Raw genomic sequence first — 12,836 nt, 5'->3', positions numbered from 1 at the left:
GCGAGTTCAAAATCTTAGATTATAAAAGCGCCCCCAGATTAGGAGGCGCATAGCGAGCGGTCTCTTAGGCTGCCAGAATAGCTTTTAGATCATCCTGAACATTGCCAATGCTGCGCATATCGAACTTCTCTTGGATGATTGCGATTAGGTTTGGTGTTAGGAAAGCCGGTGCAGTAGGGCCGGTGTAAATGCCTTTCACACCCAGAGCGAACAACGTTAGCAAGATAACGATCGCTTTTTGCTCAAACCAGGAAAGCACAAGAGTGAGTGGCAGTTCATTAATGTCACAGTCAAACTCTTTCGCCAGTGCCAGAGCAAGCTGGATTGCTGAGTACGCATCGTTGCATTGGCCTACATCTAACAGTCGAGGGATGCCGTTGATATCGCCGAACGTATTTTTGTTAAAGCGGAACTTACCACACGCCAATGTCAGGATTAGCGTATCTTCAGGCGCTTCTGCCGTGAAGTCGGTGTAGTAGCTGCGCTCGGCTTTATCGCCGTCACAACCGCCTACCAGGAAGAAGTGCTTGATGTTGCCTTGTTTCACTTGGTCGATAACCGCAGGCGCGGCGTTCATCAGTGCATTGCGACCGAAACCAACCGTGATGTGGTGTTCGATTTCATCATGTTGGAAACCGTCTTGCGCGAGTGCACATTCAATCACTTGGCTGAAGTCATCGCCTTCGATGTGAGCCACACCAGGCCAGCCAACAATACTACGTGTGAATAAGCGGTCTGCGTATTGACCCACATTTGGGTTCAACAGGCAGTTTGATGTCATCACGATTGCGCCAGGGAAGTTCGCAAATTCTTTCTGTTGGTTTTGCCAGGCGCTACCGTAGTTACCCACCAGGTGAGGGTATTTCTTAAGCTCAGGGTAGCCGTGTGCAGGTAGCATTTCACCGTTGGTGTAAACGTTAATGCCTTTGCCTTCTGTTTGTTGCAGAATCTTTTCCAGGTCATGCAAATCGTGACCAGATACCAGAATACATTTGCCTTTTACCGGCTTGACGTTAACCGTTGTTGGCTCTGGATGACCAAAGGTCGTCGTTTCACCTTGGTCTAGCATTTCCATTACCTTGTAGTTCATCAAACCAATGCGCATTGAGCAATCGAGCAGTGCACCAAGATCTTTCGGGTCGGTACCTAACCACGCCATGATTTCATGATATTCGGCGTAGATGTCGTTGTTGGTTTGTTCAAGTACGCGTGCGTGTTCCATATACGCAGCCGCACCTTTAAGACCGTACAGGCAAAGTAGACGCAAACCAATCACGTCTTCATGCACTTGGTCTTTACCACGGTTAACCGCGACTTGAGGCGCAAATTCCAGGATAGCTTCAGCGCTGTTTGGTAGCTCGAAGTTGGCAACGGCAGGAATGTCAGTAAGGTCGGTGTCTGACAAAGTCGCAGCAGACAGTACTTGTTCTTTGAGTAGTGCTTTGTAAGCGGCGGCTTGAGATGTTAGCTCAAGGATACGTTCAGGGTCGAAGTTTACGTTAGTGAGTGTAGAGAAGAATGCTCTTGGTGCCCATTGATTGATTTCATCGTTAATGATGTTGAATTCAAGTGCTTTTGATGCCCAAAAAGAAACCCCTTGTAGTGTGTAAACCAACACGTCTTGCAGGTCAGATACGTCAGATGTTTTACCGCACATACCTTGTGCAAAAGAACAACCTTTAACAGCAGGGGTTTGAATTGTCTGTTCACATTGAATACAGAACATATTGGGTTCTCCAGTGTTTGTTTTAATAGTCGTGATGATGACCACTAGAGAGCAGAATGCGTGCCAATTAATATCTTATTGATTACTAAAGATTTTTTGTGTTATTGAGGAGCGGGGTGATGTAATTAAGACAACGTGTTTGATGTCTTAATTACATCGCATTGTTATGTGTGCCTATTTATTGATCCCAAATTTTTTACCCATTCGATATAAGTTACCGCGATCCATTTGTAAAAACTCCGCTGCTTTTGCCCAAACTCCACCGGTTTGGTTTAAAGCATGTTCAATCAAATCACGCTGATAGCCTTCGACTAACTCTCGCATGGGCTGACTTTCTTTCGGCAGGTAGTGTGATGTGTTTTTTACATCGTCAAGTGCAAGCGAGGTGTCAAAATGGCTCAGCATGATTGTGCTAGCAGTTTGTTGAATTGCGTGCAAAGCCGCTCGAGTTAACGTGTGTTCGAGCTCGCGGACGTTCCCGTACCAAGGTAAAGATTCTAGTTGAGTCAATACCTTAGGGTGAACGTGTAAATTAGGCGCGTTGAACTGCTGGCGTACTTTTTCAAGAAGATATCCCGCTAAAACAGGAATGTCACCGTCACGAGCGCGCAGTGGCGGCACTAGAATTGGGAATACATTTAAACGGTGGAAAAGGTCTGCGCGAAATGTACCAGCTTCGACCTCTTTTTCCAGTTGTCGATTGGTTGCAGCGATAATGCGAACGTTAACCATCAAATGCTGGTCGCTACCTACACGCTGAAGTTCGCCTTGCTGAATAACGCGCAGCAGTTTTGCCTGCAAAATCAAAGGCAGTTCGCCCACTTCATCAAGGAAAATCGTTCCGCCATCGGCCAGTTCAAATTTACCGGCGCGGTGGCTATTGGCACCAGTAAATGCGCCTTTGACATGACCAAACAGTTCGCTTTCAGCCAGACCTTCAGGCAGGGCAGCACAGTTCACGTAGATCATTGGCTTATCGCTGCGGTGAGATTGTGCATGCACCGAATGCGCGACCAGCTCTTTACCCGTACCCGTTTCACCTGTAATCAGAACTGCATAATCAGATTGAGCTACCGTGGCGATGTTGTTACGTAGTTGAGTGATTTGCGGACTCAATCCAATCATCTCTCCTTTTTGTGAACGAGCTTGTTGGATAAGCGTTTGAGTAACATTTTTCTGCTTTTGGTTTTGAGTTTTGAGTGCTTTTAATTGAGCGATATTACGTAGCGTTGCTGCGGTTAAAGCCGCAAAGGTTTCGATTGCTACAGGGTCGATATCATCAAACGCACCTACTGCCAAAGCATCCATCGTCAGGGCGCCAACGAGTTGACCTTCTACATACAAGCTAAATCCCATGCAATCGTGAACATCAATACATTGGTCTTCGGTTAACAGTGTACCGTCAAATGGATCGGGTAGTGGACAACGGGCATCGAACCGAACAGGATCTCTGCTCTGAATGATGGCTTCGAGTCGTGGGTGAGCTTTGGGAAAGTAACGACGACCTAATACTGAGCTTGATAGCCCTTTCGCTGCAACAGGTGTGAGGAAGCCATCTTCATCAAAAATAAACAGGCAGGTAGCATCGCATGGAAATACTTGTGCCACACCATCAATAAGACTTTGGTACTGTTGCTCATGGGAGCGATTAGAGCTGAGGTTTAATGCGATATTGAGTAAAACGTGATCGATAGTCGGTGTCATAACAAGCTCGGAAACAGGTGAATGCGGCCATGCTAGCAAGTTGATGTCATTTTCACATCGAAAACGCCAGAAGTTTGATGTTCCATTGACGACGATCAAGTTTGATCTCAAAAGAAACGCGCAAGCATAACGTTATTAAGTATGCTTGCGCGGATTCTGAATTCGAGTCGAGAGTTCGGAGGAATGACTCCTATTCCATAAGTCCAGATTAGCGAGGTACGACCCTTGCTTCGCTACCATACATGTTGATTTGTACCGCCTGACCCGGCTGGAATATCATGTTTGGGTTCGCTTCTTGAACGATAGAGATGATTTTTCCATCTTCCATGCGAATGGTTAGGTTGACGCCGTTTCGTTTTGCGGTCGCTTCGGCGGTTTTACTACCTGCATAGCCACCTAATAAGCCACCACCAATGGCTGCGATATCAGAGCCTGAGCCGCCACCAACTTTAGAGCCTAATATACCACCAATTGCTGCACCGGCGATTGTCCCGATGGCATTGGATTGCGTGGAGGCATCAATGGTCACTGGTTCAACTTTTTCCACCGTTCCGTAGTAAACCTGCTGAACTTTTCGAGTGTCTGCCGAGCCATATGCATCACCGTAAGGGTTAGGAGAGGTACAGCCTCCTAATGCGATTACGGAAAATGTAAGCAACATGCCTAGCTTGACGTATTTTTTCATATAACCTCCAAATGGCTTTGATACTCAAAGAGTATATACCCTATTTTAGTATGTGCTGAGAGTTTCTATAAAACAGCGACTTAACCATAATTGAGCCCGAGGGAATTTGCATTCTCAAACGGTGTTAATTGTCTTTGAGCGTATGAAAGCCGGAATAGATACGTGTGAAGGTAGTGAACCAGCAGGCAGCACCAAATAGATAGGCAATCAGTGCGAAATGTTGCGGGAAGATACAAAATGCAATGAAAGCGCCTATGGTTTCAGTGCCTTCAGTCAAGCCACTCATATAGTAGAGTGATTTGTGTTTATAAACCGGATTATCGATACCCTGTTTACTGGCCATTATCGCAAATGCCAAGAAGCTACTACCCGTTCCGACAAACGAGAAAATTAAGAAAGCACCTGCAATGGCATTTTGTTCCGGATTCGCAAGCACAAACCCGAAAGGGATCAGTGAATAAAACAGAAAGTCTAAGCTGATATCGAGAAAGCCGCCAGCGTCGGTAATCCCCTGAACTCTAGCTAAGGCACCATCCAGTCCATCACAAAATCGATTAAGCAGGATAAACAGCAGTGCTGTTAAATAATGTTCTGTGATCAGGGCAGGTACGGCTAAACAACCAATAGCAAAACCAAATAGGGTGGTTTGATTAGCCGTGATGCCAAACTTGTCGACGAATTGCGCACTTTGAGTCAATGGCCATCTGATGACTTTGATACTGAAACGATCAAGCATTCTCTGTCTCCCATGGCCAAGTTATACAGCGACTACCTTCGGGAATGTCATCTTCATCGTGGGTGACCATTATCGTCGGGATATTGGCTTGTTGAAGTTGCTCAACCACCCAGTTGCGAAATTGCACTCTCAGGTCTTTATCGAGCTTACTAAAAGGCTCATCCAAAAGTGCTGCTTTAGGTTGTGCGAGCAACATGCGTGTCAGGGCAATACGTGCTCGTTGACCACCTGAAACTTGGTCGGGGAAGGAGTTTGCAATTTTGATTAAGGAAATATTCTTCAAGGCTTGCATCGCGCTTTCTTTTCTTGTGTTTCCTTTGATGGCATTTGGTAGTGCGAAGGCTAGGTTCTCCCATATCGTCAGGTGAGGGAACAGCATATCATCCTGAAACAGGATGCCGACTTTGCGCTTGTGCGCAGGAAGTCGATCAAGCGTTTCATCGTTGAGTGTCACGGAACCCGAATAATGGAACTCGCTCGATAGATGTCCGGCAATGGCATCTAACAGAGTAGATTTACCACAGCCGCTTGGCCCCATTAGGGTAACAATTTCGCCTTTCTCTACAGTGATGTTAAATCCAGAGAAAAGTGTATAGCCATTGTTTTTATGGATGGCGAGGTTTTTGAGACAAAGACTCATGGTTAAGTAAACCTTTCATTGAAAGTCGGCGGTATTTGCCGTTTAAACGGCTTAGCAAAATTGCAAAAGAGAAGAACATTAATGGCAAAAGAGCCTGACAAATCGCGTAGATTGCCGTAACGCGCCGGTCGAAACCGCTGGAAAGCGCTACCGCTTCGGTTGTGATTGTGCTTATTCGACCCGCACCAAGCACCAGCGTTGGCAGGTATTGCGCTAAGCTGACGCTGATACCTACAGCCCAGGCAAAAACAATGGCAGGCAGCAGGATTGGAAGTTTTATTTTAAGCCAGGTTTGTAGCGGTGTTTTGCCTAAGCTAAGGGCGACACGAGTTAAGCCGTTGTTGAAGCTGCGCCAAGGGCCGTCCAGCGATAAGTAGACAAACGGAAAGGCGAAGAAAACATGTGCCCAGCAAACCCAGAAAAAGTAGGCATTGCTGTTGAAATACAAAGTCGCGACCTGGATGCCAAAAAGTACCGACAATTGCGGGATAAGCATAGGGACGGCAATGACGTAATCCGGAACCTGCCAGCGATAGCGAAGCTTATATTCGTGAGCAATTAACGCCAGGATTAGAGCAATGGACGCGCTGATCACCGCGATTGTGATACTTTGCTCTATCGTGCCTAAAATACTCTCCCACTCATATTGCCAAAAGCGTAGGGTGTAACGACTGGGTAAGAGATCCGGAAATCGCCAACGTTGAGCAAAACTCCACAGCACCATCAAAGGTACGATGACAAAAGTCAGTAATGTGATAAGAGAAAACAGCACTTTTCCGGGCAGTTTGAGCCCAGATCGTCCAGAGTATTGCCAACGTTTAAAGCCCTTTGTGACTAACCATTCGACAAAACGAGTTAAGCCAATCAACCCTGTGGTAATAACAAATAAAATCACTGCGCCTGAGGCCGCTCTTGGCCAAAGTGCCAGATCGGGATCATTAAACCACTGCCAAACCAACACAGCGAAAGTTGGTGGATTGGTTGGGCCAATGATGAGTGCGATATCGACAACCGATAAACTATAAGCAATCACTGCCAGCATTGGGAACCTGAGTTTTGCTAACCACTGCGGGAAAATGCACTTCCACCAAGTCTGGACTGTACTGTAGCCCATTGAATGGCTGACTTTTTCAATTTTATCAACATTGAGTTGCTGCAAAATTGGAATGCTCATCAGCAGTAGAAAAGGCGTCTCTTTGATTGCCAGCATGATGATTAAACCAAGCGCATGAGGATCTTTAATCAGCAACGCTAAGTCATTAACGGTTTGTGCGTTTGGGTCGAAACCAAAGAACTGAGTCGCCACACGAACGCCCAAGCCTGTCGGAGCAAACAAAAAGGCAAATCCGATCGCAAAAGCGACATGCGGCATCGCAAGTAGTGGCGAGAGGAAAACCTCTATTTTTTGCCAGAATCTGCTGTTCCAAGCTGATTGCAAAATAGCGAAAGTGAGTACGCACGCTAAATAACTGCTGAAAATAGCAGAGTAGAGCGTGAGTCCGATAGAGGTCCAGACCCCTTGCCAATCAAATACAGCAGTAAAGCCATTTAATGAGAACTGGGTCAGACCGATAGGTGGGACATAGCCGAGCGCAGAAACCACCACCCCTAGCAGGCCGGGGATGGTGGGCAAAATACAAACTGCGATAATAACGAGATACAGCGCTCTTAACATTTGTTCGTACTAATTCCCGTAACGTTTTAACCACGCTTGCTCTAGCGCGTTTTGCCAGCTTGGGTGTGGTTCATTAAGCGATTTAAATTGCTGCGTATTCTTTGCCGTACCCGTCAAATACTTACTGCTCAGTACGGAAGGATCACCCCAAATATTAATATCGCCTTTACGAGACTGCGCCTCAGGGCTTAGTAAGAAGTTTATCGCAACTTGCGCACCGGCATTGGCGTTTGCATTCCACGGAATGGCCAGAAAGTGAATATTGGAAAGCGCGCCAGCATCCATCGCATAAGCTTTAGTCGTTTCAGAAAGGGTACCGCTCGACTGGGCAGAAAAAACGGCATTTGGGTTGAATGTAATGGCTAAATCAATCTGACCATCGTCGAGTAACTGCAACGTTTCTGCCGTGCCTGCTGGGAATTGTTTACCACCACGCCAGGCTACTTTGTGGAACTTATCTAAGTATTGCCATAGCGGCTGCGTAACTTGCTCAAATGTCTCCGCGTTGACTGGTTTCTGTAATGCGGGATCGTTGTTGGTCAGCTCGATCAATAACGCTTTGATGTAACTGGTACCGTGGAATTCGGGTGGGCGAGGGTACGTCAGACGGTTGGGAAACGCATTGGCATAACTGAGCATTTCTGCAAAAGAGTGAGGAGGGTTATTCAAATTCTCCGTATCATGAATGAAGACTAATTGACCCACGCCCCACGGCGCTTCAAGTCCATCGGTCGGCTCAGAAAAATCCACATTAACAGGGAGCGTTTTGTCTACGTATTGCCAGTTTGGCAAAGCATCAACAAACGGACCATATAGCAGTTGGTTGTCCTTCATCGACTTGAAGTTTTCTCCGTTGATCCAAACCATATCGACACTGCCTCCAGTATTTTTACCTGCGGCTTTTTCTGCGATCAATCGAGTGGTAGTTTCAGAAATATCGGTGACTTTGACATGGTTGAGCGTCACATTGTAGCGAGACTTGAGCTCCTTACCCGCCCACTGGATATAGCGGTTGATCTCTTGCGAGCCTCCCCAAGCGTGAAAGTAAACGGTTTGACCGTCAGCTTGTTTTTCTATGGACTGCCAGTCTTCGGCAAACGTGTTGGTAGCAAAAGCCGTAGCTAAAATCCCGATGGTGCTTAGTAGCTTATTCATACATTATCCGATTTATGTCAATTTGTTTTACTTCGATGAGTGCAATAAGGCTTATAAAATTCAATCCCTTACATGGATAGTAAGCTATCTATTATTATTATCAACGTGAATGCCCGTAGGGTTAACGCATTGACTAATAGAATTACGATCAATGTGAGGTCAATTAGAGAAAATATAGCGTGAGTACGTGAATGCTATTTCAAGAAAAGAGAGACCGTGCGGTGTAATAAATTCTTTCAGATGAATGTATTAATGTCGAACATCGATTGGTCTTCATGTAGGGGACAATAGGACGTTGAGTGGCGAAAGCAAAAAAGCAGCCGTGATAGGCTGCTTTCTAACTTACGCGTTGTATTGGATTAGTTCATCCAGTCACGAAGTGTAAATGTCAATTCATGCTCAGAGTTTTTAAGAACTAAGCCATCTTTAGTTAGCGTGATGTCACTCCAGTCAGACAGTGTCGATGACATCGCTTGTTCTACGTTCATGATGTCACCAATACACATTTTCATGGTCATGCCCATCTTTTCAATGCGTAGTTGATTATCTTTTAGTTCAGCCTGACCAAAGAAATTATTACAGCCAGCATTACCGTTAGCTGTGAGGTTTTCACCAATTTCCAGGCGAGGTGCTTTTTGACGTTCGTTAAGTTCGATGTTCTTACCATCGATTTGAACCAGCTCCCAATTGTGGTGCTGTAAGTCTTGAGCCGTTATTTTTTTCACATTATCACCGTTGCTTGCACATGCTGTCATCAGAACAGGAAGGGAGATTGCAGCAACTAACGTTTTTAGACTAAGCTTCATTTAATAGACTCCGTTATAAAAAACGAAAAGAAGTGTAATTAATAAAACACTGTTTTTTGTCAGCATACGGTAATAGTTTCGTATAAGCGTGACATAACGCAGTTTACCGCCAGATAACAGCAATGTATTGTTGTATTTGAGTCGTTTTTGACATTCACAATTAAAGAACGGTTTTAGCATGGAGCAATTGGAGTTTTTTAGCGTCTCGAGCCCTTGTGTTGGCATTTGTAGCGCTGATGAAAAAGGCTACTGCAAAGGGTGTATGCGTAAGCGAGAAGAACGATTTAACTGGCAGAAGTACACACCTGCTCAGCAGCTTCATGTGATCAAGTTATGCCGTCAGCGGTACAGAAGAAAACTGTTAGCAGGGAAGGGGAAGGCTGACCAGCCAAAAGAAGATGTTTCACCGCAACAAGATTTATTTTAAAAAGATGGGCTTTAATGTGTTTATTCCCGGCCCGCATTAACGTCTTGTGAGCCGGGAAGCTCCTATCCACATTATGCTCTGTAAAACAGGCATCTGGCGTTACTTCATTTTCATGGACCAAGTATCGCTAACCCAACCTCCTGCTTGTTCGTCGAAGTGATTTCCAGCAAATCGATGGTTAAGTTCAACATCTAATTTGCTCGTTGGATTTTCATCCATCAATCTATGGATGTATTTCGCCATAGGATCCGTACAGGCTTCTCGTTCTCTACGGGTAACCACTTCCTTTATCATTTGAAGTCGGTAGCTATTGCTGGCTCGTTTCATTTTTGACCTCCAGAACTCGATGGCAGCATTTGACACATATTGACGTCTAGAATCGCTGCTCATTGGCGCCCGCGTTGAGGCGAGTCACCGTAGTTTGGAGTCCAAAGACAAATTGTTTGAGAGCAGTGTTTGCAACGCCATTTCCATCTTTCTAACACTCGCTCTCACTTCCGTTTAAAATGTTCGGAAAAGCTAATTAACGAGCCTATATTTTCGAAAGACCTTATCAAACATAGAAGCCCAGCACAGGGGCGTCAACAACTCAAATGAACATTTTTTGAACAGTTTGTGAAGGTGGATAATTTTCAGCAATTTATGGAAATAAAAAAAACCGGAACCCAAACGTCCCGGCTTTTTTAAAATAAACTTCGGCTTGTAAGAGCGTTTAGCTTCTGTACAAAAAATTATGAAATTCAGTAATTAGCTACTGGTTGCTGGACAACCTGTCACAGCCTGACTGTTGCTGAAGTACTGAATATTACCTAGGTTCTTCTCGTAGTCTGCTGCTGATATTTGAGGGTTATTTACGAAGAACTCTCTTAGCACAGAAGCATCTGTCATTTGAGTCGATTCAACATCAATAACAGGGTAGTCATCACCGCCAGCGGCACTGAAGCTAATGACTGAGAAGGTGTAAGTTGCGGATAAGTCGAAACCTTTGCCATTAATATCCGTGATTGATACAGAGCCAGCATCACAATCGACATCCAGAGTGATGTTGTCCAGTTGAGCATAAGCACCAGAGCCTGCAGATTTCGTTGCCACAACGTCCAGGTAATCTTTTACTTCCTGACCTGTCATGGTCGCTTTCGTTACGAAGTTTCCAAATGGCTGCACAGTAAGGACGTCACGGTAGGTGATATCGCCCGCCTGAATTGAGTCGCGCACGCCACCAGAGTTCATCACGCCAAAGTCAGCATTAACTAGGTTGTATGTTCGGTATGCTTTGCCCAGAAGATGCCCCAGGTTCGTTTGCTGCGAACGCACAACGCTGCGATCACCTTCCAGTTTTCCATCGGTGTTAGAAACAACGACATCAAGCAGCTCTTGTCCTTGCTCCTGATAGGTACGAAGCGTATCTTGGACCGTTGCGTCTGGTTCGAAATATTCACCAATCACTTCGTCGTTGTCATCGCGTAGGTTAACTGGAATTAATTCATAGTTGGCCAGATGCAGTTTGCCGTCAAAGTATTCAAAATCCGCGCGACCCACATATTTACCCCACTCATGCGCTTGCATGATGTAAGTACCATTCTGCTGGTCTGGTGTACACTCATCGCCCGGATTGAAATCCGCATACTCGTTGGTGCCTGGCTCCATACAAACAGGATTTTGCGAGTGGCCACCGATGATGGCATCCAATTGACCCTCTTCAAGAGAGCGGGCTAGCAGTACATCACCCGGTGCTTCACTGCCATGGTTACCATCGTGATAGTGACCCATGTGAGTCGTTGCGAATACAAGGTCGACATTTTCGTTGTCTTTTATTTCTTGAAGAACTTTCTTAATTTCGTCTTGAGGATCTGCGAAGTAGATGTCCGCTACGTTGTCCGGGTTAACCAGCTTTGCCGTATCTTTTGTCGTAAGACCAACAACCGCAACGTTTAGGCCGTTAATCGTGAACACTTTGTACGGTGCAAAGTAACGTTCATCGGTGACATTACCGTCAGTATCTTTCTTGTAGATATTCGCTGCTAGCATAGGGAAGTCTGCCAGCTCAGCTTGCATATCTAAGATGTCTAGTGAGTTATCAAATTCGTGGTTGCCGACCGCCATTGCATCGTAGCCGATTAGGTTCATGCCGATAAAGTCTGGTTTTGCATTTTGCATGTCTGACTCTGGTACGCCAGTGTTGATGTCACCACCAGAGAGAAGAATGGATTCACCGCCGTTCGCTTCCACTTCTGCACGAATAGATTGGATTAAAGTGTGACGTGCAGCCATGCCGTATTCGCCGTCATTATTGTGCCAAAAGCGACCATGGTTATCGTTAGTATGAAGAACAGTGAATTTCGTACATGAATCAGCCGTTTCACAAGTAATAGAGATGCTGTCACTGTCTGAACCACATCCTGCTAAAACCGCGCCTACTGAAAGTACCAATAGAGATTTGGAAAATTGCATAAGTAGAACCTTTGTTTGTGATTTTGTTATTGTTACGGCGTGCAATATACGGAAATAATATGAAAGTTTAGTGATCAAGCTCTTATTTATACTTGTATCAAATCAGTGAGTTAGTCAGCCTGCAAGCATTGTCTACAAATAAACAGAAACGGTTTTTAGCGCTAAATTTGTATTTTCTTTAGGCAGTTTTTGTGAGGTAGTTAATAGAAGTGCACTTTATTTGTGTGGGATTAGGTGCATATTTTGAGATGTTAAACAGGTAAGAGTGAAATTTTGTATTTCTCTGTAACTTTCTCAATCAAGAAACAGACAGTTAGTGCGATTTATGTGGGGCAAGGTAGCGGTTGATTATTCAGAGGCTGAGTAAGGGCCCAAAATAGTAAAACCCCGGAGGTGGTAAGTCTCCGGGGCTTTGAAATTTTTTAAGATAGTTCGGTTGGTAAGTCCGGTTATCTTTTATGCAAAAGGTTTGGATTTAATCCGAGTAATTCCTTGGTAGGGAATTAGATACGGATGAAGTCCATGTGTTCAACTTTTGGCTTGAACGCGTGACGTTGAACGTCTTGTGGCTTAACGCTAACTTCTTTGCCATCGATAACTAGAACGATGCCTTCGTAGAATTCAGGCTTGTCCATTTGGTTTACGATGTCATCGTGGTTAAGAACGATAGCTACTGCTGCTTCTTCACCGCCGTATACAACTGCAGGGAATTTGCCAGCGTGACGTAGGCGGCGGCTCGCACCTTTACCTAGTTCAGTACGTACTACTGCTTCGAATTTCATAGTATTTACTCTCAAATTAGTAAAAATAAAGTTTTCACAATCAACAATG

General features: G+C 45.1%; 12 protein-coding genes. 1 reads left to right on the top strand and 11 read right to left on the bottom strand.

Annotated elements, in window-relative coordinates:
• Window positions 1-64: 64 nt before the first annotated feature.
• The 8 genes from hcp to L9Q40_RS12760 form a co-directional block, all read right to left on the bottom strand.
• Complete coding sequence (gene hcp / locus L9Q40_RS12795; protein WP_498793513.1) at window positions 65-1,726, bottom strand: hydroxylamine reductase; 1,662 nt, start codon at window positions 1,724-1,726, stop codon at window positions 65-67.
• Between the two features lie 174 nt (window positions 1,727-1,900).
• Window positions 1,901-3,430, bottom strand: coding sequence for a nitric oxide reductase transcriptional regulator NorR (gene norR / locus L9Q40_RS12790; protein WP_498793512.1), 1,530 nt, complete (start codon window positions 3,428-3,430; stop codon window positions 1,901-1,903).
• 208 nt (window positions 3,431-3,638) lie between these two features.
• Entirely contained in the window at window positions 3,639-4,115 is a 477-nt protein-coding gene (locus tag L9Q40_RS12785) for an outer membrane lipoprotein (protein WP_014231534.1), read from the bottom strand.
• Window positions 4,116-4,239: 124 nt separating this feature from the next.
• A complete protein-coding gene (locus tag L9Q40_RS12780) occupies window positions 4,240-4,851 on the bottom strand; it encodes a CDP-alcohol phosphatidyltransferase family protein (protein ID WP_498793511.1) in 612 nt (203 codons plus the stop codon).
• The gene (locus L9Q40_RS12775; protein WP_498793510.1) at window positions 4,844-5,491 is read right to left on the bottom strand and encodes an ATP-binding cassette domain-containing protein; all 648 of its coding nucleotides are present in this window, start codon (window positions 5,489-5,491) and stop codon (window positions 4,844-4,846) included. Before L9Q40_RS12775 ends, L9Q40_RS12780 begins: the two co-directional genes overlap by 8 nt.
• Complete coding sequence (locus L9Q40_RS12770) at window positions 5,457-7,166, bottom strand: ABC transporter permease (protein WP_498793509.1); 1,710 nt, start codon at window positions 7,164-7,166, stop codon at window positions 5,457-5,459. The genes L9Q40_RS12775 and L9Q40_RS12770 overlap by 35 nt, the downstream gene beginning before the upstream one ends.
• Before the next feature lie 9 nt (window positions 7,167-7,175).
• A complete protein-coding gene (locus L9Q40_RS12765) occupies window positions 7,176-8,321 on the bottom strand; it encodes an ABC transporter substrate-binding protein (protein WP_498793507.1) in 1,146 nt (381 codons plus the stop codon).
• A gap of 359 nt (window positions 8,322-8,680) precedes the next feature.
• Window positions 8,681-9,127: an META domain-containing protein gene (locus L9Q40_RS12760; RefSeq protein ID WP_020332982.1), complete on the bottom strand. Its 447-nt coding sequence runs from the start codon at window positions 9,125-9,127 to the stop codon at window positions 8,681-8,683.
• Between the two features lie 178 nt (window positions 9,128-9,305).
• Here L9Q40_RS12760 and L9Q40_RS12755 point away from each other — a divergent pair, with 178 nt between their 5' ends.
• Window positions 9,306-9,554, top strand: coding sequence for a DUF1289 domain-containing protein (locus tag L9Q40_RS12755; RefSeq protein WP_498793505.1), 249 nt, complete (start codon window positions 9,306-9,308; stop codon window positions 9,552-9,554).
• A 99-nt stretch (window positions 9,555-9,653) separates the two neighbouring features.
• On the opposite strand, the gene L9Q40_RS12750 is transcribed toward L9Q40_RS12755, so the two are convergent.
• The 3 genes from L9Q40_RS12750 to rplY form a co-directional block, all read right to left on the bottom strand.
• Window positions 9,654-9,881: a hypothetical protein gene (locus L9Q40_RS12750; RefSeq protein ID WP_014231541.1), complete on the bottom strand. Its 228-nt coding sequence runs from the start codon at window positions 9,879-9,881 to the stop codon at window positions 9,654-9,656.
• 420 nt (window positions 9,882-10,301) lie between these two features.
• Window positions 10,302-12,005 carry a bifunctional UDP-sugar hydrolase/5'-nucleotidase UshA gene (gene ushA, locus L9Q40_RS12745; RefSeq protein ID WP_498793503.1) on the bottom strand — a complete coding sequence of 568 codons (1,704 nt, stop codon included), beginning with the start codon at window positions 12,003-12,005 and terminating at the stop codon, window positions 10,302-10,304.
• A gap of 503 nt (window positions 12,006-12,508) precedes the next feature.
• Window positions 12,509-12,787, bottom strand: coding sequence for a 50S ribosomal protein L25 (gene rplY, locus L9Q40_RS12740; protein ID WP_014231543.1), 279 nt, complete (start codon window positions 12,785-12,787; stop codon window positions 12,509-12,511).
• Window positions 12,788-12,836 lie beyond the last annotated feature (49 nt).

This window comes from Allocatenococcus thiocycli (genome assembly GCF_921292965.1).
GTDB lineage: Bacteria > Pseudomonadota > Gammaproteobacteria > Enterobacterales > Vibrionaceae > Vibrio > Vibrio natriegens.
The sequence above is the reverse complement of the archived record's forward strand: the minus strand, read 5'-3'. Positions and strand labels throughout refer to the sequence as shown.

Excerpts from the sequence above, each read along its gene's own strand:
- hcp (WP_498793513.1), bottom strand. The coding sequence starts at position 1,726 with ATGTTCTGTATTCAATGTGAACAGACAATTCAAACCCCTGCTGTTAAA.
- norR (WP_498793512.1), bottom strand. The coding sequence starts at position 3,430 with ATGACACCGACTATCGATCACGTTTTACTCAATATCGCATTAAACCTC.
- L9Q40_RS12785 (WP_014231534.1), bottom strand. The coding sequence starts at position 4,115 with ATGAAAAAATACGTCAAGCTAGGCATGTTGCTTACATTTTCCGTAATC.
- L9Q40_RS12780 (WP_498793511.1), bottom strand. The coding sequence starts at position 4,851 with ATGCTTGATCGTTTCAGTATCAAAGTCATCAGATGGCCATTGACTCAA.
- L9Q40_RS12775 (WP_498793510.1), bottom strand. The coding sequence starts at position 5,491 with ATGAGTCTTTGTCTCAAAAACCTCGCCATCCATAAAAACAATGGCTAT.
- L9Q40_RS12770 (WP_498793509.1), bottom strand. The coding sequence starts at position 7,166 with ATGTTAAGAGCGCTGTATCTCGTTATTATCGCAGTTTGTATTTTGCCC.
- L9Q40_RS12765 (WP_498793507.1), bottom strand. The coding sequence starts at position 8,321 with ATGAATAAGCTACTAAGCACCATCGGGATTTTAGCTACGGCTTTTGCT.
- L9Q40_RS12760 (WP_020332982.1), bottom strand. The coding sequence starts at position 9,127 with ATGAAGCTTAGTCTAAAAACGTTAGTTGCTGCAATCTCCCTTCCTGTT.
- L9Q40_RS12755 (WP_498793505.1), top strand. The coding sequence starts at position 9,306 with ATGGAGCAATTGGAGTTTTTTAGCGTCTCGAGCCCTTGTGTTGGCATT.
- L9Q40_RS12750 (WP_014231541.1), bottom strand. The coding sequence starts at position 9,881 with ATGAAACGAGCCAGCAATAGCTACCGACTTCAAATGATAAAGGAAGTG.
- ushA (WP_498793503.1), bottom strand. The coding sequence starts at position 12,005 with ATGCAATTTTCCAAATCTCTATTGGTACTTTCAGTAGGCGCGGTTTTA.
- rplY (WP_014231543.1), bottom strand. The coding sequence starts at position 12,787 with ATGAAATTCGAAGCAGTAGTACGTACTGAACTAGGTAAAGGTGCGAGC.